This window comes from Flammeovirga yaeyamensis (assembly GCF_018736045.1).
GTDB classification, from domain to species: domain Bacteria; phylum Bacteroidota; class Bacteroidia; order Cytophagales; family Flammeovirgaceae; genus Flammeovirga; species Flammeovirga yaeyamensis.
This window is the reverse complement of the sequence record NZ_CP076132.1, coordinates 2633860-2659721: the sequence shown is the minus strand read 5'-3', so window position 1 is coordinate 2659721 and position 25862 is coordinate 2633860. Positions and strand designations below refer to the sequence as shown.

The following is a 25862-nucleotide window of genomic DNA, read 5'->3' as shown; positions in this document are numbered from 1 at the left end:
AAAAGAAGCCACTCAAAACTGAGTGGCTTCCAATATTGAAATGTATATTATTTCCTATGCTTCAACTTCAAGCAGACCATTTGTTTTAGAAACACCCTCAGCAGATGTTACTAATTTTGCTTTTTCGTCTTCTGAAAGCTCGATTTCAACGATTTTCTCGATACCGTTTTTACCAATCAATACTGGTACACCAATACAAAGATCGTTCAAACCATATTCACCTTCAAGAAGTGCTGAACAAGGGAACATTTTCTTAGAATCCAAAGCGATTGCTTTAACTAATTCAGAAACTGCAGCACCTGGAGCATACCAAGCTGAAGTACCTAATAATTTAGTCAACGTAGCACCACCTACTTTAGTCGCTTCTACGATACCTGCTTTTTGCTCTTCAGATAAGAACTCAGATACAGGAACAGAATTACGAGTTGCTTTTTCGATCAATGGAACCATTCCTACGTCAGAGTGACCACCGATTACCATACCTGATACGTCAGATTGAGGACAATCTAAAGCTTCAGCCAAACGGTACTTGAAACGAGCACTATCTAAAGCACCACCCATACCGATGATTCTGTTCTTAGGAAGACCTGTTGCTTTTGCAGCTAAGTAAGTCATTGTATCCATTGGGTTAGATACCACAATGATGATTACTTCTGGAGAATGCTTGATTAAATTCTCAGCTACAGTTTTTACGATGTTTGCGTTAGTTGTAATCAACTCTTCACGAGTCATGCCTGGCTTACGAGGAATACCAGAAGTGATTACTGCTACGTCTGAACCTGCAGTTGCAGCATAGTCGTTTGTAACACCAGTGATAGTTGAATCAAAACCGTTTAAAGAAGCCGTTTGCATCAAGTCCATTGCTTTTCCTTCAGCGAAACCTTCTTTGATATCAACTAATACGATTTCGTCTGCGAAATCTTTGATAGCGATATACTCTGCGCAGCTTGCACCTACTGCACCCGCACCTACTACTGTTACTTTCATGTGATTTATTTTTTGCTAGTTTGTAAAACTTGTGTTATAAAAAATTTACAATACAAAAATGCATTAATTATTTAATATAAATGAATGATAAGAGAATTTGTTTAAAATGATTTTTGTCAGTTTTTAATTTTTATCAAAATTGCATTACTTGATAAAACCATATTTCTTTGTAAAAAACACTGATTACCGGATGAAGATTCAAGATTTATATAAACTTTTTTTAACAGCTAACGGAGTCACAACAGACTCTAGACAAATAAAAGATAACGCCCTATTTTTTGCCTTAAAGGGAGGAAATTTTGATGGTAATAAATACGCCAAAGGTGCCTTAGAAAAAGGGGCTTCCTATGCTGTAGTTGATGATGAAAATGTAGTTTGTTCAGATCAATTTATTCTTGTAGATGACGTACTTTCTACACTCCAAGAATTAGCTAAATATCATAGACAACAATTTGATATTCCGGTCATTGCTATTACGGGTTCTAATGGTAAAACAACGACCAAAGAAATCTTATTAAAAGTGTGTGAAACTACTTTTAAAACACATGCTACAAAAGGAAATTTCAACAATCATATTGGTGTTCCTCTTACTCTATTAGACATGCCACTTGGTACTGAAGTAGCCTTAATTGAAATGGGTGACAACCATGTAGGAGAAGTAGCTGAATTGGTAAAAATAGCCTTACCAAATCAAGGTTTTGTTACAAATATCGGAAAAGACCACATTGAAGGCTTTGGTAGTTTTGAGCAGAATGTTAGAGCCAAAAGTGAAATTTTCGATTACCTCATCAAAAACGAAGGAATTATATATATCAATTCTCAAGACGATCTTTTGATGAATATGTCAAAGAGAATGCAAAAACCTGTTTTTTATGGTGGTGAATATGATTTCTCAAATTTAGAATTTGTAGAGGTCAATCCTTTTATTGTTTATAAAGACCGACAAGAAAAAAGAGTTGAAACCAATTTATTTGGTGCATACAACTTTGAGAATATTCAGACAGCATTTTGTGTAGGTAAGTTTTTAGGTATATCAGCTGAAAAAATGCATCAAGCGATTGCTTCCTATATTCCTTCGAATAACCGATCTGAAATTGTCAAAACAACATCAAACACTTTAATTTTAGATGCTTATAATGCCAATCCTTCATCAGTAGAAGTGGCTTTAGAAAATCTTAAATTAATCGAATCAGATAAGAAGAAATATATCATTCTAGGTGATATGTTCGAATTGGGTGACATATCATCTCAAGAGCATAAGAATATTATTGACAAAGCATTAAACTTAGGTTTTGCAGCTTGCATTTTTATTGGAGAACGTTTCGGTGAACATTCTTCTGACAAAGCATTATTCTTTGATGATAAAGAGAAAGCAATTCAATATCTAGGTGAGCAAAAAGTTACTGAAGGCATCATTCTGATTAAGGGTTCTAGATCTATGGGATTAGAAATTTTAAAAGATAGTTTCGAATAAAATGGAAATATCAACACAAAGATTATTCATTCGACCATTATCAATTAAAGATGCAGAGCAACTATTTGATTATCGTTCAAATAAAATTGCTAATCAGTATCAAAGCTGGATACCTGATACTATTGAAGATACACACCACTTTATCAGAAAGTTAACACCTACTTTTAACTTACCTAATACTTGGTTTCAACTAGCGATAATAGAACAAAATTCAGAAATAGTTATTGGGGATTTAGGTATTCATTTTATAGATAATAATCAAATAGAAATCGGATATACTTTAAGTTGTGATTATCAAGGAAAAGGGTATGCTACAGAAGCGGTTAAGAGTATTATTGATGTTCTTTTCCATAAGCTAAAGAAACATAGAATTTCAGCGTCATTAGATCCAAACAATTCTGCTTCTATTAAATTATTAGAAAGACTAGGTTTTAGAAAAGAAGCACATCATATTGACAGCTATTTTCACAATGATAAGTGGGTAGATGATGTTATTTATGCTTTATTGAAAAGAGAATGGAAAAAATAAAAAAGGGTCAACATCAAATAACTTGATATTGACCCTTAATATATTTTCAAAAGAAATTATCTTCTTTTCTTTCCTCCTCCTAAACGAGAACGAAGTGAACCTTTCTTTTGTCCTTTGGCTTTTTTACCCATACCAGGTATACCAGACATTTTGTTCACTTTCTTCATCATCTTACGCATCTCCTCGAATTGTTTGATTAGGTTGTTCACTTGCTGAACTGAAGTCCCTGAACCATTTGCCAAACGTTTCTTACGTGATTGATCCAATACATCTGGATTTAATCTTTCGTAAGGAGTCATAGAGTTGATGATTGCTTCAACAGGTTTAAATGCGTTAGAATCAATTTCTTGATCTTTCACCATTTTATTTAAACCAGGAACCATTCCGATCAAATCTTTCAAATCACCCATCTTTTTGATGTGTTGGATTTGAGACAATAAGTCGTTGAAATCGAATTGGTTTTTACGAAGCTTTTTGTTCAAACGTTTTGCTTCATCCTCGTCGAAAGCTTGTTGTGCTCTTTCAACTAGGGAGATAACGTCACCCATACCCAAGATTCTTTGGGCCATACGATCAGGGTGGAACTCATCTAAAGTATTTTCTAATTTCTCACCAGTTGAGATGAACTTAATAGGCTTCTCTACTACTCTTCTAATTGAAAGGGCAGCACCACCACGTGTATCACCATCTAACTTTGTAAGAACAACACCATCAAAATCAAGACGATCGTTGAATGCTTTTGCTGTATTAACGGCATCCTGACCAGTCATTGAATCTACAACAAATAGAGTTTCTGAAGGATTGACTGCATTCTTAACAGCTTCAATCTCTTTCATCATCTCCTCGTCTACTGCCAAACGACCTGCTGTATCGACAACTACGATAGATTTACCGTTTGTCTTCGCATGTTTAATGGCATTTTGAGCAATTTCTACTGGGTTTTTGTTTTCTCTTTCGGTATAAACATCAACACCAATTTGCTCACCAAGTGTTTCTAGCTGATCAATCGCGGCAGGACGATAAACGTCGGCTGCTACTAGAAGTACTTGTTGACCTTGTTTCTTTAAACGAGCACCTAACTTACCAGTAAATGTAGTTTTACCAGAACCCTGTAAACCAGAGATAAGTACAGTTGCTGGAGATCCCTGAGGCGAGAATGGAATCATTTCTCCACCCATCAACTCAGTTAATTTATCACTAACAATTTTAGTAAATAATTGACCTGGTTTAACGTCAATAAGAATATTCTGACCTAAGGCTTGCTCACGAATTTCATTAGTAATTTCTTTGGCTACCTTAAAGTTTACATCGGCTTCAAGTAGTGCACGACGGATTTCTTTTACCGTAGATGCAACGTTGATTTCACTAATTGACCCCTCACCTTTCAGATTCTTTATTGCACGGTCAATTCGGTTACTAAGATTATCAAACATATATTTTTATAAATATTGTATTTGCTTACAATTCTATTTTAGCAGGCAAAAATAAAGTTTCTATGTGGTTTTTACAATTTAATTTTGTCTAAACTACACTTTCCTTCTTGATTTTTTCCAATCATTAAAAATTATATTTCCAATTGTCTCAGGTTCTTTTTTAAGAATTTGCTCCTGTTCTTCTTTAGATAGATCTTCTAGTAAATTCGTTTTAAGACTGTTAGATGTAGATATTTTTGAATTGACAAATTTTTCATCCAAGCATTCGAACCCTATTCCTTCAAAAAAATCTGAAATGTCAGAATGGTTAATAAATCTATGTTCAGGCAATTTATGGTACTCATCTGAGTCATCTATGACCTCTGCCACTGCAAAAAGGTTCGAAAACTTATTCTTAAAAAGTAACATCAATTGATGATCGTATTCTATAAAATGATAATTGAAATTATATCGATCTGAGAAATTCACTTCCGCTTTTACCGAAAAAAAACTTTGTACGGTCTGCTTCCAAATATCATTATCTATATATTCATTTTGGGTTTCTGAAAAACCAGTTATTCCTTTTGTAAGACGCATCTTTTTTAATTTTCGTATTAATAATGCAAACATACTATTATTAAAATATTAAGTAATTATGTTATGAACTATCATTAACCTTTTTACCTTTGCAGAAATTAGAAGAAATATCATGTTAAAGAGATTTATTGGTATTGGTGCATTAATGGGAATGGGTATAGGTGATATCATTTATAAAAACTATGATGGTATTCCTAGAGATCCCCTAAACCATAAAACAACAATATTTATTACTTGTATGATTTGTATTTTTCTTGGAACACGTCTTTATGAGTTTAGTAAAAACAAAGACGAAAAATGGTTACAAGCAAACATGATCATTTTATACATGTTAGGAGGATTGATAATTATTGGAAGTATTTTTATTACTTCATTAATTTAGAAGAAATTGGATATTTCTTATAAACATAGTTGAACATTACATAGTTTATACAAGTAGTTTCATCAATTTTTGATAACTTTGTTGAAACACATATATACTTAATTGGAATCCGAGTCCATACTCACTTATAACAATGTCAGAAAAATTTAAATTAAACTCTATCGAGGAAGGTATTGAAGCCATCAAAAATGGTGAAATTATTATCGTTGTTGACGACGAAGATAGAGAAAATGAAGGTGATTTTGTTTGTGCTGCAGAAAAAGTGACACCTGAAATTATCAACTTCATGTCTAAAGAAGGTCGTGGTTTAATTTGTGCACCTCTTATCGAGGACATGTGCGAAGACCTTGGCCTAGAACTGATGGTAGGTAAAAACACAGCTGCTTTCGAAACTCCATTTACTGTATCCATCGACCTTATTGGTCATGGTTGTACTACTGGTATTTCTGCAAGCGACCGTTCTAAAACAATTCAAGCTCTTGTTGATCCTAACATTGATCCTAGCGAATTAGGTAAACCAGGTCATATTTTCCCTCTAAAGGCAAAACGTGGTGGTGTGCTTAGAAGAGCTGGTCATACAGAAGCGGCAATTGACTTAGCACGTTTAGCTGGTTTACAACCTGCAGGTGTTTTAGTAGAGATCATCAATGATGATGGAACAATGGCTCGTCTTCCAGATTTGGTAGAAGTAGCTAAGAAATTTGATCTGAAATTAATCAGTATCGAAGATCTTATTCAATATAGATTAGATTTAGAAGACACTTTAGTTGAAGAAGAAATTGGAGTAGATATGCCTACTGAATTCGGACATTTCAACTTAAAGGCTTTTAGACAAACAAACACTGGAGAACTACACCTTGCCCTAATTAAAGGTGATATTAGCACAGGCGATCCAGTTTGGTTAAGAGTACACTCTTCTTGTGTGACGGGAGATATTTTTGGTTCTTGTCGTTGCGATTGTGGCCCTCAATTACACGCTGCAATGGAAATGATTGAAAAAGAAGGACGTGGAGTTATTCTTTACATGAATCAAGAAGGAAGAGGAATTGGTCTAATCAACAAACTAAAAGCCTATAAGCTTCAAGAAGAAGGTATGGACACTGTTGAAGCAAATAAAGCTTTGGGTTTCAAATCTGATCAAAGAGATTATGGTGTTGGTGCTCAAATTTTAAGAAAATTGGGTATCACTAAAATGAAATTGATTTCTAACAATCCTAAGAAAAGAGCCGGTCTAATCGGTTACGGATTAGAGATTGTCGAAAATATTCCAATCGAGATTGCTCCAAACAAATACAATCAAAAGTATTTGGAAACGAAAAGAGACAAACTTGGTCACAATATTTTAAAATAATTAATTTGGGGGAACAGTTTAGTTCCCCTTTTTTTTATGCACTTTTTTGAAAATTTAGAACTCCGAAACGAGTCTGAAAAATTATATAAATTCAATACACTTCAACATCAAAAATTCTTTTTGGTGCTGATTAATGATGTTCAGACTTTGAGAGATCAGCAACATTTAGATCTTCTTAAATCTAATTACATGGATATTGAGTCGGCTAACTATGAAATATATGTGATTTGTTCTTTATCAGAAAATCAAATCAAACAACAGCTTAAAAAAAGAGTGTACCCCTTTCCTATTCTTTCTGATCCATCCCGAAGAATCGCTAAATTTCTAAAAACAGAAATACCACAGCTTTCTTTATCACAAAGAACAACTGTGGCATTTGATCATGATTTTATAGAGGTCGATAGGTGTGTTTTTATGTCAACCCCTCAAAAACATATAGACTTTATCTTTAGTTAAATTAGTTAACTATTAATGATCCATCATTAATTTGAGAAAGTAATTGATCCAACTCATCTAACGAATCTGTTAGATCACTATAATTCTTGATTACCCAATACTTCGTTTGGAATTTATCTTTGATGTAAGGTGTTTTTAGAATTTCTAATACATTAAAGTCCGCTCTTTCTGGAACATCACTAAATAAACTATATTCTGATTCACCTTTAGATGATAAGATTCCAGCACCATAAATTCTTAGTCCATGTTCGGTTTGAATTAAACCAAATTCCACTGTGTACCAGTATAATCTAGAAATCAATTCGATGATATGCTCATTTTCGATGTATTTCAAAGCGATAACACTCATCTTCTCTAGATACTTACAAAAATCAGCATTTGTCAATAAAGGAACGTGTCCAAAGATATCATGAAACATATCGGGCTCTTCTAGATAATCTAGTTCACTCAATTTTCTGAACCATGAAGATGAAGGAAAACGTTTCGCTTTCAATAATTCAAAAAATTCTTTGTTTGGAATAAGACCTGTAACGGGTGTAATCCCCCATCCAGTTTCTTTGCCTAGGATCTGATCAAGCTCTTTAAAATCTGGAATTTTGTTCGCGGTAAACTGAATTGTTCTTACTCCATGCAAGAAGTCATCTTCAGCTAAATTAGGTAGCATTTTCATTTGCCTCTCAAAAAGTGTTTTCCATACGGAGAGGTCATCCTGAGTATATTTATCATACTCTTGACTATTTACAAAATACATGTTTATATGTTGAATTGGTTAAAATACAGTTAGTAAAAAAGGATTGGAATAACATCCCAATCCTTCAATATGTGAAAATTTTACGAGATTTGTCAATTAAATCCCTTTTATTTTCACGTTGTTATCTTTTAAAACACTCCTAGATTTATCTTTCACATACTCTATTTGAGCACTATCTATTTGATAATCATCACTAAAATTCTCAATGAAAATATCAAATGAAATAAATTCAATAGGTAACATTCCAGACTTAATAGAATGTTTTAATTTTTTGACTTCACGATCAATAAGCTGATCGATTTTTTCTTCTTTTCTAATCATGTTCCACTAATCTTGGCCCAAGAATACGATTTACATCGCTTTCGTCCAAAATTTCTTTCTCTAAAAGAATACCTGCAAGCTTTTCGAGGTCATCGTTTCTTTCTTTTAAGAATTCTTTAGTTTCTTCGTAACACTTCGCTATGATTGCTAAAGATTCTTGATCGATTTGTTTCTCAAGGTCTTCAGATCTTCTAATGCTTTGTCCTCCATTACCTAAGAAGTTATTCTGTCCTTCTTTTTGTAAAGATAAATTCGGAAAATGATCACTCATACCATAAACGGTAAGCATTGATCTTACGATACTCGCTACTTTCTCTAAATCATTAGATGCTCCAGTAGACACAACACCAAATTTGATTTCTTCTGCTGCTCTACCACCAAGAAGACCTTTGATTTTACCAATTAGTTCTTCTTTACTCATTAAGAAACGGTCCTCTGTTGGAGCTTGAAGAACGTATCCCAAAGCACCCGAACCTCTTGGTACGATAGATACTTTACGTACCGGATCTGCTCCTTTTGTAAAGTGACCTACAATAGCATGACCAGCTTCATGATAGGCAACCGTTCTTTTCTCTGCTTCATTAATTACAGCATTCTTCTTTTCTAGTCCTGCTACAACTCTTTCGAATGCATCAAAGAAATGGTGATGATGCACTTCTGTTTTACCCTCTCTTGCTGCCAGTAAAGCAGCTTCGTTACAAAGGTTGGCAAGATCTGCTCCTACAAATCCGGCTGTTTGTGCAGCGATTTCTTCTAAGTTTACATTATCACCCAATTTAATTTTTCCTGAGTGTACTTTCAATATCATTAGACGACCATTAAGATCCGGTCTATCTACTTGTACCTGACGGTCAAATCGTCCAGGTCTCAATAATGCCTTATCCAATATCTCTGGTCGGTTGGTAGCACCCAAAACGATGACTGTTTGGTCTGCTGCAAATCCATCCATTTCAACCAATAGTTGATTTAATGTATTTTCTCTTTCGTCATTTCCTGACATACCGTTAGAACCACGGCTTTTACCGATAGCATCTAATTCATCAATAAAAATGATACAAGGCGATTTAGCTTTGGCTTGAGTAAATAAGTCTCTCACTCTTGCTGCACCTACACCCACAAACATTTCAACAAAATCAGAACCTGATAATGCATAGAAATGTACACCCGCTTCTCCTGCTACTGCTTTAGCCAATAAAGTTTTACCTGTACCCGGAGGGCCTACAAGTAAAATACCTTTAGGAATTTTGGCACCAAGGTCTGTATATTTTTCTGAATTCTTAAGGAAGTCAACTACCTCTGCTAATTCTTGTTTGGCTTCGTCGCAACCCGCAACATCATTAAAATCATGTAGATGTTCTGCATCAGAAGCATAGATTTTTGCTTTACTTTTTCCAACATTAAGGTAGTTGTTTCCACCTCCTCCCATGCCTCCACCTTTGGTCATTCTTCTCATAAAGAAGCCCCAAATAAAGATTAGAATTAGGAATGGAACTACCCAATTGGAAATAAAATTACCTAACCAATCGTTTTCTATTACCCCTTTATAATCAATACCCTTTACCTGTAAATCATGTACCAGGTCTTTATCATCTAATTTGATTACATAGAATTGACGGGCTAATTCTTCTTTCCTCTTCTCATAGTTTAGACGCATACTCCAAGGTGTTGATTTCCCTTCTGGATTAAGATGCCATAAACCACTTCTTGTATTTGCCGTAGCGGTGTCTCCTTCTGCCTCAGCGGCTTCTTGTGCCTCTACCTTTTGCAACTGTTGATCAATTTCAGTTGAATCCTCCTCTTTTTTTACTTTACCATAGATTTTCTCATCAGAAATTACAATTTGTTCTATTTTGCCTTTATCAAGATTCTCTCTGAAATCGTTGTAAGACATTTCTTTCATATTGGGACCTGAAAAAAATAGGGTTTCTAAAAAGAGCATTCCACCGAGAATACTGAGAAAGTACCAAATGGAGAATTTAGTTGTGTTTTTCATTAAACTAGTAAGTTAGGATTAGTTACAATCGGCACATAGCAATCATGTAGTCGTTTGAATTAATAGTTTGAAAATAAATAGAATTTTTTAGAAATAAAAAAGCCTGACGCTATGAGCGGCAGGTTTTCTACTAGTGTCAAATTAATTATCTTTAAAACGTATTGCTACGTTGTATATTTCTTTTTGATTTTTATATCTTATGTATTGCAAAAATATTAAAACTTTAGCTCAAACCAATATTTTTTTTGCAAAGAAGCATCTTTAAAGCGATTTTAAGATATATGAATGAATTAACAGCATTTGCTTTTTCTTTCAAAACTTTTAATGAAAAAAGAAAAAGTAATTTCATAATACCTAAGCTAGGTAATGTAAATGAGCAAGGAATTACGTTAAACAATGAGTTAATCGTTTATCATGATATTCTACGTATAAACTATTACAAGGGTTATCTTGTAATTACATTTGTTAATTATCCGATCATTGGTAAGTCCATTTCTGAATGGTTAATCAAGAAAAATAATTGTATCATCATCAAATCGGATATGATCAAAGAGATCAAATTAGCTTTTGATATTTTTCAAACCAGAAATGCTAAAAATAAAAGAGTGTGTGGCTTTTGTGATAATCCAATAGATTGGGACAATCACTTTGAAACTCAATATCAATACTGCGAAGAATGTCATTCTATAAGCGATAAGCACGGTCTTCTTATCTCAAATGGAGAACAATTTGATATTTGTCCAGAAACTGGTTACTACGATCGATTAAGGAAACGAAAGCAATACCAATACTATTATTGGAAAGGAAAAATGTATTGGACCACCACTTCTACCTATGGAGGTGATAATTTGGGTATAGAGTTTTTCCATAAAAATATTTTCAAAAATATGATGTTCCTAGTTGGGCTACCGGGAACTATCAAGGAATGGTACAAAGCTAATGAAGGACATCACCCTGATTTTACTGAGTTAGCAGAAGCTAATTTTTCTAGTAGATGTGGAGAAGTAAAGGAAGCAGCGGACACTTATACCAAGATGCAAATGCGTTTACCTTATTTCCCAGCTTTGCATTACAACCTTGCGTTGACTTACTTACAAGCTAATAATTTAAATTTAGCCAAGCGCTATTTTCAAAAATCATTAGAAGGATGTGCGAACTACACTCCTACGATTAAGATTTTAAAATATTTATCAGAAAAGGAGAAATTGATGGATGTTTCTCCAACTCCAGCTTCTGGTAGTCAAGCTATGTATAATTCTGAAGATGAAATGACTCAAACAGAAGAATATCAAAATGATATAAATGAGGGCAATCCTACTATGGGCCAAAATCAGTTTAGTAATTTTGATTCTGACTTTTTAGATAATGAAGAAAAAGAAAATCATCCATAAAATTTTATTCTTATGGATGATTTCAAATATATTTTTTTTAAGATATAAGATAAGACCTTTTATTCGATGTATTTTTTCTGACTTATCTTTTGATCAATTTGTTTAGATAATTCACCTCCAATTTCTTTAGCCTTTTCCCATTGACTTACAGCTTCATCCACTTTTCCTAATTTGAAAAGTACATCACCATAATGTTCGATAACAGTACCTGATTGCGACATTTCTGCTGCTTTCTTTAAATGCATTGCCGATTTTTCGTAATCACCTTTAACAAATAAAACCCATCCATAAGTATCAAGGAATGTATCGTTTTCCGGTTCCGCTAATATCGTCTGATGAGACATCTCTTCTGCCTTTTCCAAGTTTTCTTTTCTAAGTGATAAGAAATAAGCATAGTTATTTAAAACATAGACATTTACTGGGTCTACTTTTAAAACTTCATCATATTTTTTGAATGCTTTATCTACTTCATCCAACTTATAGTAAGCATCTCCTAATTGAGCATTAAAATCTGTTCTTAAGCTTGGATCAACAACTACAGTTAAACCTTGGTTAAACATAACAACAGCTTCCTCATAATCTTCCTTACTCATTTTTGCTGTGCCACTATACAAGTAAAGTAATGGCTGATTAGGGAAGTACTCAATCGCTAAATCTGAGTGTACATCAACTGAATCGAATTGTTGCAATTCCCAATCAATTGAAATCACCTGCTTCCAAAGCTTAAAATTGTTTGGATTCTTGTTTAATGATTTCATGTAGAAAGTACGAGCAGCATCATATTGTTTTTGAGAAACAAGATAGTCTGCATTAAGCGAAAGAATTCTATCGTCTTTAGGGTGAGCTTTTAAGGCGATATTGATTAATTCTTCTGCTTCTTGACGTTTCTTTTCATTATAAGTAAACTGTAAATATCCGTTCAAGATATTGTAGCTTTCGTCTGTCAGAGCATCACTGCAGCTAAATGCTACTTTTAGTTCTTCATAATACTTATCCGATTCACCTCTGTTTCTGTAGATATTCGCTAATAGAAAATGTACAGTACCCTCGTTAGGATGATTTTCAAGAATAGGTTCAAGAATAGCTAAAGCTTCATCTGTTTTATTATTTCCTAAAAGAAGTCTTACCTGTGAATATTTAAATTCCAATTCATCAGGATAGGCTTTTATCAATTTCTCTCCTTCTTTTAAAGCAGCATCTAAATCGCCTAAACGGATGTATATTCTTTGCTTTTGCCTTACGATAACATCATTAATACCGTATTTGCTTTCTCCAATGTCAAAGTATTCGATAGCACTTCTTGGTGCTCCCATTTGAAGGTATAACATGGCAATCTGGAAATAAGCTTCCTCGTCATCACCTGTTACTTTAATCTGCTCTTCTAACACGCCCAATGCATCTTTGTATAAAGAAAGCATTTCGAAGTTTTGAGCAACTAATTTGTAGTAGTATTTATTATTAGGATCTAATTCCAATGCTCTTTTGGCATACTGGTTAGATTTCTGATAATTTTGAAGTTTTTGATAAGCTAAAGCCGTTTGATATTTAATCCCATCATCTTTTGGATTTAGGGTATTACATTTCATCAACAACTCGATAGACTGATTATATTCTTCTAATAAGTATTCGTTTACAGCATAAACAAATAGCTCTTCTGCTTTTCTTAAATCCTTTTTTGATGGTTCTTCTATAGAGACCACCATAGTATCTTTAGCCTTTTTCTTTTTTTTCTTTTTCTTCTTCTTTTGTGCAAAAGCAACGTCACATGACAATAAGCCAAGAAGAAATACCAACGTGAAGGTAATTAAGCTAAAAGAGTATTTTTTCATATTTCTTGAAATCCCAAAAAATGTAGTAACGGCATTTTCTGCCAAATAAACTTTCCTAATATAACAGGTATTAGATTAAGATACCTAAATCTACAAATATTAGTAAACGAAAAAAACAGCGTATATAAAATTATACGCTGTTTTAGTATATAATAAGAGAATTCTTATTCTTTTACCGATGTAAAGTCACCGATAGATAAATCTTTTGAACGACCTCTGTATACTACATGGTTACCCACTACAGAGTTTTCGATATTCACTTTTCGAATATCAGAATCTTCTTGAACGATTGAGTTTTGTACTACTGAGTTTTCAATGATTGTATTTGACCCAACAGATACATATGGACCAACTACTGCATTTTTGATTCGTACATTTTCTCCAACATAAACTGGAGATATTAAGACTACATTATCCAACTCTGAAGAATCGTGTACTAATTCTTGATCTTCGATGTAAGTCAAATATCTTTGGTTCGTATTTACGATGGCATCTTTATTACCACAATCTAACCACTCTTCTACAGTACCAGGCTTTAATTTAGCCCCTTTCGCTTTTAAGTTTTCTAATGCACCCGTTAATTGATACTCACCATCATTCATGATATTGTTATCAACTAAATATTGCAATTCAGCTCTTAAGCGTTCTCCTTCTTTGAAGAAATAAATACCGATAATTGCTTGATCAGAAACGAATTCTTGAGGCTTTTCTACAAAGTCTGTGATAAATCCATCGTTATTTAATTTCACTACACCAAATGCAGATGGGTCTGCCACCTTTTGTGTGTAAATGATACCATCCTCAAACTTATCAATAGAGAAGTCTGCTTTGAATAAAGTATCTGCAAAAGCGACGATAATATTACCGTCCATACTATCTGCAGCACATAAAATAGCGTGTGCAGTACCAAGAGGTTCATCTTGATAATAAATAGTACCTTTTGCACCTAATGATTCAGCAATACCAACTAATTCCTTTTCTACAATTTCTCCAAAATCACCAATTACAAAAGCAATTTCTTCTAATTTTTCGTCAGACATAGCAGCTAAATCTTCCACCAAACGGTGAACGATTGGTTTACCTGCAATTTTAACTAATGGTTTTGGAGTAGTTAGTGTATGTGGACGTAGTCTTGAACCACGACCAGCCATTGGTACAATAATTTTCATATATCAGTATTTTACTTTTATTTTTTTCCTGTACTACCGTATCCACCGGCTCCTCTTTCAGTATCAGATAATTCTTCTACTGGAACCCATTCTACAGTTTCATGTTTAGCAACGACCATTTGAGCAACTCTTTCGCCGTCTTTGATTTTAAAGTCATCATTAGATAGATTTACTAATAATACTTTTACTTCACCTCTATAGTCAGCATCAATCGTACCAGGGGAATTTAGTACTGTTAGACCATGTTTGAATGCCAAACCACTTCTTGGTCTTACTTGTGCCTCAAAACCAACTGGTAGCTCAATGTATAAACCAGTAGGAATTAACTTTCTTTCTAGGGGTTTTAAAATGATAGATTCCTCAAGCACTGCTCTTAAATCTAAACCAGCGGAAGCAATTGTTTGATATTCAGGCAAAGCGTGGTGCCCTTTATTTATTACTTTTATTTCCATTATTTCGTTGTATTCTCTCGATTACCAAATACTCGTTTTAAAAAATTTCTCTCAGAAATTGCGATAATGATTATAAATCCGATAAACAATACATTCTGAGTAATCAGCTGTGGCCAAAATTCTTGTTTTGGCAAATTAAAAAACAAAACTAAAAACGCTCCTCCCAAAATCAAATAAAATGAGATCATTTTTACATTATATGGGATGGGATAATATTTATTTCCTAAAAGATATGCAATTACCATCATACTGAAGTAACAGACAAATGTGGCTATTGCACTTCCATAAAAACCTAAAAGTGGAATTAATATAAAGTTTAGCGTTAATGTAATTCCTGCTCCTATGAAACTAATGATAGCACCATATTTTGTATTATCTGTGACTTTAAACCAAACAGATAAGTTATAGTACATTCCTAAAAAGATGTTTGCCATTAAAAGTATTGGCACCACAGGCAATCCGATTAAATATTCTTTTTGTCTGATAAAAATAGAAGCCAACCATTCTAAATTAGCAGTTACACCTACTACCATAAGCATTAATACTATGACAAAGTAATACATGATGTTGGCAAAAACTTTTGGAGAATCTTTTGAATTTGCCTGATTAAAAAAGAATGGCTCCGCAGCGTATTTGTAGGCTTGTACCGTAAATGTTACAAAAATTGAGAGTTTGTAGCAAGCTGAATAAACACCCAAAGCATATTCAGCATCACCAAAAGCATAAAAATCTTTTGGTAATAAAATTGGAATCAATATTCTATCGAAAACTTCATTTACAGCGAATGCTAAACCTGAAAAAAGTAATGGGAAACCATATTTATAATAAGGTTTCATCGACTTCCAAGACCATTGGAGTTTAACCTTTAGGATTTTATCAGATAATAATATTAGAATGCTGACTTTTGAAATCAAGTTGGCTACAAATGAATAACCTAATCCAAATTCAGGATCATAATATTGACCCAATAAACTTGTTGGTTCTGCAGCAGCATATAGATCATTAAATATGACTAAGAATAAATAATTTAGCCCTACTGTTAACAGTACTTCAATTATTTTTAGAATCGCAAATCGTTTGGCTTTACCCTCTACTCTAAGGCTTGCAAAAGGTATTGCTAATATGGCGTCTACCGCAAATAAAGTAGCAAATACTTTTACGAAAGTGGAGGAGTTATCATAGTCTAAATACGTAGATATGTATGGAGTACATATCCATAATATCCCAGAGAATAGAACTGACGTAATAATTACTGAGGATAATACTTTTGAGAATACTTTATCTTTATTCTCCTTGTCTTTGGTAGCAAATCTAAAATAAGTAGTCTCCATACCATAAGTATAGATCACATTAAATAGAACAGCATAAGAATAAAATAAAGATAGAATACCAAAATCGTCAGGACTGAAAACCTTAGTATGGATGGGGACTAACAAGTAGTTAATCAACCTCATAAGGATGGTTGTTAGTCCATATATTATTGTATCAGATAATAATCTTTTAAACATTCTTAGAATAGAAAAACCTCTTTGCACAAATAAATCATACAAAGAGGTCTATTTCAATATTTTATTAAGTTACTTCCCTTGGAAGTTAGGTTTTCTTTTTTCTAAAAAGGCAGTAGTACCTTCCGTAAAATCTTCCGTTTTAATTGCACTAGCAAACGCATTGGCTTCCGATTGATAACCTGCTTCATTTTTTGTTGATGCATTTACACAATCAATTGCATGAGCGATAGCTAAAGGTGCTTTTGCTAAGATCTTATTGGCTAAGGACTTTGCTTTATCCATCAATTCTTCTTGAGGGACCACATGGTTTACCAAACCAATTTCATATGCTCTTTGAGCAGAAATCATATCACCTGTAAAAATTAGTTCATTAGCGATACCCTTTCCAACTAATTGTGGTAAACGTTGAGTTCCTCCATAACCTGGAATTATACCTAAAGAGACTTCTGGTAAACCGAATTTTGCATTATCTGAGGCCACACGAATATGGCAAGCCATGGATAGTTCACAACCTCCGCCTAAAGCAAAACCATTTACAGCTGCAATTACAGGTTTAGGACATGCTTCTATACCATTAAAGATTTCTTGTCCTTCCTCAGAAAACTTTCTTGCATTTAGTTCATTCAGGTCTTTAAACTCTGAAATATCTGCACCTGCAACAAAAGCTTTCTCACCCTTTCCCGTGATAATTACTGCTCTTATGTCTTGTTCATCATAAGCCATTTCGAAAGCACTTTTTAACTCTTCTAAAGTTTTTCCATTTAGTGCGTTAAGCTTACTTTCTCTGTTGATTGTGACAACAAGCAAACCTTCATTTTTCTCTAAAAGAAGATTTTGATATTCCATATGGTAATAATTTCAGTTTTGTTAGCGTTTGATTATAATTAAAGATTTACATCCTCTCAAACTCTATTCATCAATAAATGTAAAAAACTTATTTACATTTTTGATAAATACTATCTTCAAATTTATATTTTTTTTCTTGAATGCTACTTAAAAATTGACAAAATGTTGATTTATGTCCTACTAATTTCAAGTTTTCGTAGACATTCTCTAATATCTCATTAACACTTGAGTTATTAAAAAGTTCTTGTGATGAGTACTCTTTATCTAAGATGAGTGTATTTGCTATTATCGTAGGACTTAGTTTATAATCTTGTTCATTATAATATAAGGCCATATTGAAAGACTCTTTCGCTTTATCAAATTGTTTATTTAGAAAGTAAGATTCTCCAAGGTTATATCGGTACATCGAATTAGTTGAAGACATAGATACTGCCTTTTTAAAATACTTTGATGCTTCTATCAAACGATCTTTCTTCATGGAGATCATACCTAAATTATTATAAGCTTCATGTCTCAACTCGTTGATTTCAACAGCCATTAAAGAATAGTGGAATGCCGAGTCCAATTGATTTAGTTTATAATAGGTATAACCTAAATTAGTATATAACACATCATTATTTGTTGTAGATGTTCTTAAGGTATGAAGATCTTTCAGTGCGTTATCAAATGACTCTAAGTCTTGATAGAGTGTTGCTCTATTTAATAATAGTTTATGATTATCTGGCTCACATTCTAATCCTCTATCCAAAAAATCAATGGCATTTTGCGTATTTTCTTTTGTGTAATGAAGATTGGCTAAATTATGATAAGCATCTGTGAAACACGAGTCATGATAAATAGCATTTTGATACGCTTTTTCAGCCTCTTCGTGATTATTCAATGCAAAATAAGCCACACCCAAATTGTTCCAAGCATCTGAGAATGTACTATCCTGTTGGATACTCATCTCTAACTGTGTAACCGCTTTTTGATACTCCTTTTGCTTTAAAGCATCTCTCCCTTTTATAAAGGAAGTATTTCTTTTGTTCTCTTGGATACAAGAGAATGTAGATAATAAAATCAGTGCGTAAAATATATTCTTCATAGCTAAAAAAACCGACAAAATAATTTTTGTCGGTTGCAAATATATCTAGTTTAATGCTTTTATCGAAACTCGTCGGTTTTTTGTTCGACCCTTTTCTGTATCGTTAGACTCTAACGGCCTTTCAGATCCCCATCCCACAGTTTCTAACCTTGATGGATCAATACCTTTTCGTATCAATTGTTTCTTTACTGAAATTGCTCTATCTAAAGATAGCTTTTTATTGGCTGAAACACTACCCACATTATCGGTGTGTCCTTCTATACTCAATTTAAGCTTTGGAGCATATTTCTTCAATAATTTAGCTAATTCGTCTACTGTTTGCTGAGAAGCTTTTGATAATGTAGCACTACCAGTTGCAAATTGGAAGTATAAATCCATAGAACCTTGGGATTTCAACAACTCCAACATCTCTTGAGCAGTTTCAGCTTCTTGTATCTTATCTTGACCGATGATAGTCACTGTGTATGATTCTCCTCCTTCATGTGTTTCTATAACACACCAAAACTTTTTAGTATTGGATTTAATTTGAAAAGAACCGTAATTATCTCCTTTGTATAATGGCTTACCTCTTAAAGATCTAACCTTATCAAAATATGTCTGTAAAATTTGTTGATTGTTAGGATGTTTCCCTGCAGACTGATATTTAAAAGTTGCAAAAGTTTTATTACCTGCCAATGGAATTATATCTACATCACTCATTGGAAATTCAATTTCATCCGGCTTTTCTTCGCTATAAATCATATCATAACCACTTAATTTTAAAATCATGGGGTTAGAAGATACACCTTGTGAGAATGCTGTTAATGTTATCAATAAAAAATTTAATCCCAATAAGAATTTCTTTTGCATTACAATATCTTTTAAGTCTTTTACTTTTGATTAGCAAAATACGTGCAATTTAAATCAATTTTGAGGATTTGAGTAAAAACTATAAAAAAAGCCATTCATTTTGAATGGCTTGTATTTTTTAATAATGATTATTCTAGTTTAGGGAAAATGTTGGAACAGCTGGAGACGCCATTTCAGCAATGCTTAATTCCATTATTTTCATCTCTACAAAATCGTAAAGTTTAAAAGCGGCCAATAGGTTATCTACTTCATCTTCTGATGCAGCATCCATGGTTAACCATGCACGTTGTGCGTTATCAGATAACATGAAAGATGAAATAATACCCTCATTCATCATATCACCGATTTCTTGATATTGTGATGGTAATAGATCAATTAATTCTTGATCCAAAACTTCCGGTAAAATGATTTCAACAATAAATTTCATATATTTTTATTAGTGATAAGTAACAAGATTATCTAAAAAAAATAACGATTCCAATTTTTTTTAGTTTACTTCGATGATAGTTATTAAAAAACTTTGTGATGTATCACATAATCAATCGATTTTTTAAAGTATTCATTTTTTAAGACACTTGAGTATAAACAATATACATATTAAGACTGTATTTTTTATCATTTATTTGATTTCTAACATTGATTTTGTCATTGCCCAAAAGGTGGATACCTCATTTCCTAAAGAAGAGATTGATACTTATTTAGGTAGTCTATTATCCCCTTCTCCTAATGAAAAAACATATTCTTATCCGAAAAATCGGTTGTATTCAGATAATCTTCTTCTGATTAAAGGGTTAGTGGAAATCAAAAAAGGAAATTACTGGAGGGCTTATTGGGACTTAAAAAAGAGCTATCAATCCTCAATAAAGAAAATTGAGATCGATTCGACAGATATCATTTCGAAATTAAATGCAGCCATCATTTCTATTGCAATAAGTGAAGTGCCCAACGAGTATCATTGGCTCAGAAATTTCTTAGGTTTTAGTCCTTTGGATTTTGCTTTACAAGAAAAATATATCAGTGAAGCCAAAAACAATCCTTCTGAATATATAAGTTTACAAGCTTACCTCACCGAAATTTTAAAAACATCTTTCCTTTTAAAAGAAAGAGAACAATCGTTTCAACTCGCTGAAGAAATTAAAAAGAAATTTCCTGATAATAAGTATGTAAAGGTGGCTTTAGGGTGGATCTACATAAAAATTCATTATCCTGAATTATCTATTCAAGAATTAATTGATTTACCTGAAGATATCAAATGGTTTGGGTATTATGATTATGTGTTGGGAACTGCTTATTATTATGCTGAAGAATATCAAAAAGCTAATATACATTTCAATACCTACTTGCATCACTATTCAACTGATTATGTAAAGGATATTTATTACAAAAAGCTCATCATGGATTGGTTTTCAAAAGAGAATAAATCATTTAATGAAGATTTAAAAGATAGTGTCTTAAATGAAGGAGGAACCTACATGAATCTGGATAGATATGCTTTGAATTTTGTAAGCAATCCCCCCTATCCAAATCAATGGATTACGAAGTCAAGAATACTCTTTGACGGTGGAAAATATGATCGATCGTTAGAGGTTCTTCAGCAGGTAACAATAGATACATTACCTCAAGTAGACAAATTAGAATATTATTATCGTTTAGGTCGATCAAATCAGGCAATAAATGATACAACTTTAGCAATAAAATGTTATCTTGAGGTGCTAAAATTTGAAGGAGATAAACCAAAGGTCTATTATCCAGCAAATGCAGCTTTAAATCTAGGTATTCTTTATGAAGGCTTAAATGATAAACACAATGCTGTAAGATATTATCAGAAAGCTTTAAACTATCCTAAACATCCTTACAAAAACAGTATAGATGCGGAATCCAAAAGAAGATTAAACACCTTGAATGCAAGCAAGTAAGCACTCGAACTGTTTTTCTTGTTGTATTTGAGTGTAAAAAAAGTTAGTTTCGCAGATATTTTTTAATAAAGATATGGAAGAAAAAAAAGACAATTATTCAGCCGGTAATATCCAGATCCTTGAAGGTTTGGAAGCTGTTCGTAAAAGACCAGCCATGTATATTGGAGACATTGGTATTAAGGGTTTACATCACCTTATTTGGGAGGTTGTAGATAACTCTATTGATGAAGCCATGGCTGGCTATTGTACAGATATTTATGTTACTGTAAACGAAGACAATTCAATCACTGTAAAAGATAACGGTCGTGGTATCCCTACGGATATGCACCCTAAAGAGAAAAAATCTGCTTTAGAGGTTGTAATGACTGTACTTCACGCTGGTGGTAAATTCGATAAAGATACATACAAAGTATCAGGTGGTCTTCACGGTGTGGGTGTATCATGTGTGAACGCCTTATCTAAAGATCTTAAAGTTACAGTACATCGTGCAGGGAAGATATTCCAACAAGAATATAAAACAGGTATTCCTCAATATGACGTAAAACAAATTGGCGAAACAGACATTACTGGTACAATCGTACAATTCTGGCCTGATTTGAGCATCTTTACTCATGGGGTTTACAATTACGATACAATTGCTACTCGTTTAAGAGAATTGGCTTACTTAAATGCAGGTATTAAAATTCACTTTAAAGATCTACGTCAAAAAGATGAAGAAGGTGAATATATTCAAGAAACTTTCTTCTCAGAAGGTGGCTTGAGTGAATATGTAATGTACTTAGATAGCACTAGAACTTCTCTTCTACCTGATCCTATTTTCATGGAAGGAGAAAAGGCGAATATCCAAGTTCAAGTAGCAATGACTTACAATACTTCGTATTCTGAAAATGTGTTCTCTTATGTGAACAACATTAATACATACGAAGGTGGTACTCACGTTGCTGGTTTCAGAAGATCATTGACAAGAACATTAAAGTCTTATGCTGATCAAACTGGCTTACTAGATAAAGTTAAAGTAGATATCTCTGGTGATGACTTCAGAGAAGGTCTTACATCAATTATCTCAGTTAAAGTTCCTGAACCTCAATTTGAAGGTCAAACAAAAACAAAATTAGGTAACTCTGAGGTTGCTGGTGCTGTAGATTCTGCAGTGACTGAAACTCTAAAAACTTTCTTAGAGGAGCATCCAAAAGAGGCTAAAAATATTGTACAAAAAGTTATTACTGCTGCACAAGCTCGTCATGCTGCAAGAAAAGCAAGAGAAATGGTGCAACGTAAAAACGTTCTTACAGGAACTGGTTTACCTGGTAAACTCTCTGATTGTACTGAAAAAGATCCCGCAGCTTGTGAACTATACCTAGTGGAGGGTGACTCAGCAGGTGGTTCTGCTAAGCAAGGTCGTGATCGTATGTTCCAAGCGATTCTTCCATTGAAAGGTAAAATCCTTAACGTGGAAAAAGCACAAGAGCATAAGATCTATGACAACGAAGAGATCAAAAACATTATCACTGCTCTTGGTGTGCGTTTCGGTACTGAGAACGATGAGAAAGAATTGAATCTTGAAAAACTTCGTTATCACAAAATTATCATCATGACCGATGCCGACGTCGATGGTTCACACATTAGAACATTGATTCTTACTTTGTTCTTCCGTTACATGAAACCATTGATCGAGCAAGGTTACCTTTACATTGCACAACCTCCATTCTACTTAGTGAAGAAAGGTAAGCAAGAAAAGTACTGTTGGTCAGAAGAAGATAGAATTAGAGCAATCCAAGAATTCGGTGGCGATGAAGGTAAAGTAAACGTTCAACGTTATAAGGGTCTTGGTGAAATGAACCCAGAACAGTTATGGCACACAACTATGGATCCTGAATTCCGTAGTATGAGTAGAGTAGATATTGAATCTGCTGCCGAAGCTGATCACCTATTCTCTATGTTGATGGGTGATGAGGTTGCTCCAAGGAGAGACTTTATCGAAAGAAACGCACGCTACGCTAAAGTAGACGTTTAATTCGACAACATATATTATACTTAGGGCAACGGATAATTATTATTCGTTGCCTTTTTTACTAAACCCCTATTTCATTTGTCATATTAAAATAGAGGTGATAACAAAAATAAAATGAGTCAACACAAAGGTTGGAAAAAAGTAAAATATGAGCTCATCTATTGGGCCGTGATCTTCTTTTTAAAAGTGGCGAATCTAATTCCAAGAAAACTTTTGATGTGGAAGTTTTCTATGTTGGGTGGCTTTGCCTATCATGTAATGCCTGGCACAAGAAATTTATCCATTAAGCATTTAAAATATGCTTATGGTGATGAATTATCAGAAAAAGAAGCTAAATCAATTACTAAAAGGGTTTTTAAAAATCTTGGTAAAAATTTTACGGATATTATCCGCTACCCTTCTATGAGTTCTGTTGAGGATATCAAAGAAATTATGGAAATCAGTGGTGAAGAACATCTTAAAAATGCTTTGGATAAAGGAAAAGGAGTTGTCTTCTTAACTTGTCATAGAGGTGCATTTGATATGGTGGGATATTATATCAACCTTAACGATTATCCTTGTATTGCGATTGGTGCCAAACTTCATGATGACAAATTAAACGAATTGGTAGTTAACAATAGAAGAAGCAATCGAAACGGACGTGCTGATTTTGTAGAAAGAACAGATCCTAGAGGTTCCATCAAGATGTTCAAAATGTTGAAAGATGGAGGAATGGCTTTTCTATTAATTGATCAGGATACCAATAAAGTTCAGAATACTTTTGTTGATTTCTTTGGCAAACCTGCTGCCACTCCAATTGGTGCAGCAATGTTAGCATTAAAGGCAGATGCTGCTGTAATTCCTGCAGCTGTAAAACTTCAAGAAAATGGTAAACATATTCTTGAAATCAGAGAAGAAATTCCTTTGGTTAGAACAGGTGATAATCAAAAAGACATTAAAGTAAATACCCAAAATATGTCATTGGCTTTAGAGAAATTTATCCGCGAAGCGCCAGATCAATGGGTGTGGTTTCACGAAAGATGGAAAACAAAACCTGAAGAAGATGTAAGTAATAGCTAATTCGTTAGCTTTAATAATAAAATAAACTGCTGATCAATTTTTATCATAAAATGGTCAGCAGTTTTTTTATGTAAGAAAATTAGTGGGATCAATAACCTTTTTGATACCACAATACCAATATCATGAAATAATACAATTTCTTTAATGTAAATCATAAGTGATAAAAACTTTAAATAATTAAAATATTGGGGAACTTTTTTTCAATCCAATAAAATTCTAAAAAATATACTATGTGTAATTTTTAGATTCATTTCGAAGAAACGATTTTTTTTCAGATTACGTTTTCTTGATAAACCACCACTACGAAAAATGAGACCTGATTTTAAAAACTATTGCAGCTATCTGATAATACTTATAAGCGTATTAGCCTATGGCAAAACATTTGCACAAGACACCCAATTTTCTCAATACTATGCTACTCCTCTCTATTTAAATCCTGCCCTAACAGGTAGTACCGGAGAAACCCGTGCTATTGTCAATTATAGAAATCAATGGGTTGGATTACCGGCAGGGATTCAGTCTTTCATCGCTTCTTTCGATCATAATTTCAAATATAAACGGTTTTCACTTGGAGCAATTATTAAAAATGATAACTACGGTGTAAACGAAGGAACTCCATTAAAACATTCCTCATTTACTGCATCAGGTTCATATACTATTCCTATCAATAAATACACAGGACTTAATGTGGGCTTGCAAGTAGGCTATGGTCAAAATAAACTTGATATTGCTGCTTTGGTATTCAATGATCAACTTGATTCCTTTGGTTTTACAGGTGGAGCCACCAATGAACCCTTTATTCATTCTCAAAGATCTTATGCAGATGTAAATTCTGGAGTGATGCTTTATGGTGAAAAATATTGGGTAGGTATTGGTTATTATCATATGAATAGACCTAATATTTCATTTATAGGTGAACGTAATTTTCTTCCATCAAGAATCACAATAGAAGGTGGGTATATGATACCGCTTGAATACAAAGGACATCGTACGCATATTCCTGATTACAAAAGAAAATCTATGACCCTTGCGGTACATTACCAATCACAAGGCAAAAACGATCAATTAAGTATTGGAGGTTATTTCCATTATCAACCATTACTTATAGGTGTTTGGTATCGTGGTCTTCCTTTAATCAAATCAGCAGAAAAAGACAATGCGGTAAATCACGATGCTATTGTACTGCTAACAGGTGTGAAAATTGGTAATCTAAACTTTGGATATAGCTACGATATCACCATGTCTGACCTACCACAACAGCATGCTAATTCACATGAAATAAGTCTTCAATATACATTTAATCTGTACAAGGACTATAGAAAAAAACCAAAACGTAAACCTATGGATTTACCTTGTCCATCCCCTATTCTATAAGAATAGTACAATTTATATTTTTACTTTGCTTGCTTTTCTTACATCAAAACTTCATAATTAGTAGTTTTTTGTAAATTAAATAACAATCGTTTCATAGTGTTCATACGTATATTATGAAACC

General features: G+C 33.4%; 24 protein-coding genes. 10 read left to right on the top strand and 14 right to left on the bottom strand.

What is annotated here, in order from left to right; genetic code table 11:
* Positions 1-54 precede the first annotated feature (54 nt).
* Complete coding sequence (mdh, locus tag KMW28_RS10410) at positions 55-987, bottom strand: malate dehydrogenase (RefSeq protein WP_169663468.1); 933 nt, start codon at positions 985-987, stop codon at positions 55-57.
* Positions 988-1177: 190 nt separating this feature from the next.
* Here mdh and KMW28_RS10405 point away from each other — a divergent pair, with 190 nt between their 5' ends.
* Together KMW28_RS10405 and KMW28_RS10400 are read left to right on the top strand one after the other, a co-directional pair.
* Positions 1178-2461 carry a UDP-N-acetylmuramoyl-tripeptide--D-alanyl-D-alanine ligase gene (locus KMW28_RS10405; protein ID WP_169663469.1) on the top strand — a complete coding sequence of 428 codons (1284 nt, stop codon included), beginning with the start codon at positions 1178-1180 and terminating at the stop codon, positions 2459-2461.
* A gap of 1 nt (position 2462) precedes the next feature.
* Positions 2463-2990, top strand: a complete 528-nt coding sequence (locus KMW28_RS10400; protein WP_205958148.1) for a GNAT family N-acetyltransferase — start codon at positions 2463-2465, stop codon at positions 2988-2990.
* A 56-nt stretch (positions 2991-3046) separates the two neighbouring features.
* Here the strand turns inward: KMW28_RS10400 and ffh are convergent, their stop codons facing one another.
* Together ffh and KMW28_RS10390 are read right to left on the bottom strand one after the other, a co-directional pair.
* A complete protein-coding gene (gene ffh / locus KMW28_RS10395) occupies positions 3047-4423 on the bottom strand; it encodes a signal recognition particle protein (RefSeq protein ID WP_066207577.1) in 1377 nt (458 codons plus the stop codon).
* 93 nt (positions 4424-4516) lie between these two features.
* A complete protein-coding gene (locus tag KMW28_RS10390) occupies positions 4517-5032 on the bottom strand; it encodes a hypothetical protein (RefSeq protein WP_215585716.1) in 516 nt (171 codons plus the stop codon).
* A gap of 79 nt (positions 5033-5111) precedes the next feature.
* On the opposite strand from KMW28_RS10390, the gene KMW28_RS10385 reads away from it, so the two are divergent.
* The 3 genes from KMW28_RS10385 (at position 5112) to KMW28_RS10375 (ending at position 7188) form a co-directional block, all read left to right on the top strand.
* Positions 5112-5381, top strand: a complete 270-nt coding sequence (locus KMW28_RS10385) for a hypothetical protein (protein WP_066207579.1) — start codon at positions 5112-5114, stop codon at positions 5379-5381.
* Positions 5382-5514: 133 nt separating this feature from the next.
* A complete protein-coding gene (locus tag KMW28_RS10380; RefSeq protein ID WP_169663471.1) occupies positions 5515-6732 on the top strand; it encodes a bifunctional 3,4-dihydroxy-2-butanone-4-phosphate synthase/GTP cyclohydrolase II in 1218 nt (405 codons plus the stop codon).
* A 36-nt stretch (positions 6733-6768) separates the two neighbouring features.
* Complete coding sequence (locus KMW28_RS10375; protein ID WP_169663472.1) at positions 6769-7188, top strand: redoxin domain-containing protein; 420 nt, start codon at positions 6769-6771, stop codon at positions 7186-7188.
* 1 nt (position 7189) lies between these two features.
* Here KMW28_RS10375 and KMW28_RS10370 read toward each other — a convergent pair whose 3' ends face one another.
* From KMW28_RS10370 to ftsH, 3 genes are all read right to left on the bottom strand, one after another.
* A complete protein-coding gene (locus KMW28_RS10370; protein ID WP_066207585.1) occupies positions 7190-7939 on the bottom strand; it encodes a phenylalanine 4-monooxygenase in 750 nt (249 codons plus the stop codon).
* Between the two features lie 96 nt (positions 7940-8035).
* The gene (locus KMW28_RS10365; RefSeq protein ID WP_169663473.1) at positions 8036-8260 is read right to left on the bottom strand and encodes a hypothetical protein; all 225 of its coding nucleotides are present in this window, start codon (positions 8258-8260) and stop codon (positions 8036-8038) included.
* On the bottom strand, positions 8253-10253 hold the full coding sequence (gene ftsH / locus KMW28_RS10360) for an ATP-dependent zinc metalloprotease FtsH (RefSeq protein ID WP_169663474.1): 2001 nt from the start codon (positions 10251-10253) through the stop codon (positions 8253-8255). Before ftsH ends, KMW28_RS10365 begins: the two co-directional genes overlap by 8 nt.
* A gap of 281 nt (positions 10254-10534) precedes the next feature.
* Here ftsH and KMW28_RS10355 point away from each other — a divergent pair, with 281 nt between their 5' ends.
* Positions 10535-11644, top strand: coding sequence for a tetratricopeptide repeat protein (locus KMW28_RS10355; RefSeq protein WP_169663475.1), 1110 nt, complete (start codon positions 10535-10537; stop codon positions 11642-11644).
* A 59-nt stretch (positions 11645-11703) separates the two neighbouring features.
* Here the strand turns inward: KMW28_RS10355 and KMW28_RS10350 are convergent, their stop codons facing one another.
* The 8 genes from KMW28_RS10350 to KMW28_RS10315 all read right to left on the bottom strand — a co-directional run bounded on the left by KMW28_RS10350 (position 11704) and on the right by KMW28_RS10315 (position 19808).
* On the bottom strand, positions 11704-13473 hold the full coding sequence (locus tag KMW28_RS10350; RefSeq protein WP_169663476.1) for a tetratricopeptide repeat protein: 1770 nt from the start codon (positions 13471-13473) through the stop codon (positions 11704-11706).
* A 164-nt stretch (positions 13474-13637) separates the two neighbouring features.
* Positions 13638-14642 (bottom strand): sugar phosphate nucleotidyltransferase, encoded by a 1005-nt coding sequence (locus KMW28_RS10345; protein ID WP_066207596.1) that lies wholly within the window; start codon positions 14640-14642, stop codon positions 13638-13640.
* 17 nt (positions 14643-14659) lie between these two features.
* Positions 14660-15094: a dUTP diphosphatase gene (gene dut, locus KMW28_RS10340; RefSeq protein WP_169663477.1), complete on the bottom strand. Its 435-nt coding sequence runs from the start codon at positions 15092-15094 to the stop codon at positions 14660-14662.
* Positions 15094-16602 carry a lipopolysaccharide biosynthesis protein gene (locus KMW28_RS10335; RefSeq protein ID WP_221220788.1) on the bottom strand — a complete coding sequence of 503 codons (1509 nt, stop codon included), beginning with the start codon at positions 16600-16602 and terminating at the stop codon, positions 15094-15096. The genes dut and KMW28_RS10335 overlap by 1 nt, the downstream gene beginning before the upstream one ends.
* A gap of 69 nt (positions 16603-16671) precedes the next feature.
* Positions 16672-17448, bottom strand: coding sequence for an enoyl-CoA hydratase-related protein (locus tag KMW28_RS10330; protein WP_066207599.1), 777 nt, complete (start codon positions 17446-17448; stop codon positions 16672-16674).
* A gap of 88 nt (positions 17449-17536) precedes the next feature.
* Positions 17537-18532, bottom strand: coding sequence for a tetratricopeptide repeat protein (locus tag KMW28_RS10325; protein ID WP_169663479.1), 996 nt, complete (start codon positions 18530-18532; stop codon positions 17537-17539).
* 45 nt (positions 18533-18577) lie between these two features.
* Positions 18578-19381: an OmpA family protein gene (locus tag KMW28_RS10320; RefSeq protein WP_066207603.1), complete on the bottom strand. Its 804-nt coding sequence runs from the start codon at positions 19379-19381 to the stop codon at positions 18578-18580.
* 133 nt (positions 19382-19514) lie between these two features.
* Positions 19515-19808 carry a hypothetical protein gene (locus KMW28_RS10315; RefSeq protein WP_066207605.1) on the bottom strand — a complete coding sequence of 98 codons (294 nt, stop codon included), beginning with the start codon at positions 19806-19808 and terminating at the stop codon, positions 19515-19517.
* A gap of 196 nt (positions 19809-20004) precedes the next feature.
* On the opposite strand from KMW28_RS10315, the gene KMW28_RS10310 reads away from it, so the two are divergent.
* The 4 genes from KMW28_RS10310 to KMW28_RS10295 all read left to right on the top strand — a co-directional run bounded on the left by KMW28_RS10310 (position 20005) and on the right by KMW28_RS10295 (position 25741).
* Entirely contained in the window at positions 20005-21297 is a 1293-nt protein-coding gene (locus KMW28_RS10310) for a tetratricopeptide repeat protein (protein WP_169663480.1), read from the top strand.
* 73 nt (positions 21298-21370) lie between these two features.
* Complete coding sequence (gyrB, locus tag KMW28_RS10305) at positions 21371-23311, top strand: DNA topoisomerase (ATP-hydrolyzing) subunit B (protein WP_169663481.1); 1941 nt, start codon at positions 21371-21373, stop codon at positions 23309-23311.
* Between the two features lie 111 nt (positions 23312-23422).
* Positions 23423-24367, top strand: a complete 945-nt coding sequence (locus tag KMW28_RS10300; protein ID WP_169663482.1) for a lysophospholipid acyltransferase family protein — start codon at positions 23423-23425, stop codon at positions 24365-24367.
* Between the two features lie 309 nt (positions 24368-24676).
* A complete protein-coding gene (locus KMW28_RS10295; RefSeq protein WP_169663483.1) occupies positions 24677-25741 on the top strand; it encodes a PorP/SprF family type IX secretion system membrane protein in 1065 nt (354 codons plus the stop codon).
* Positions 25742-25862: the final 121 nt, after the last annotated feature.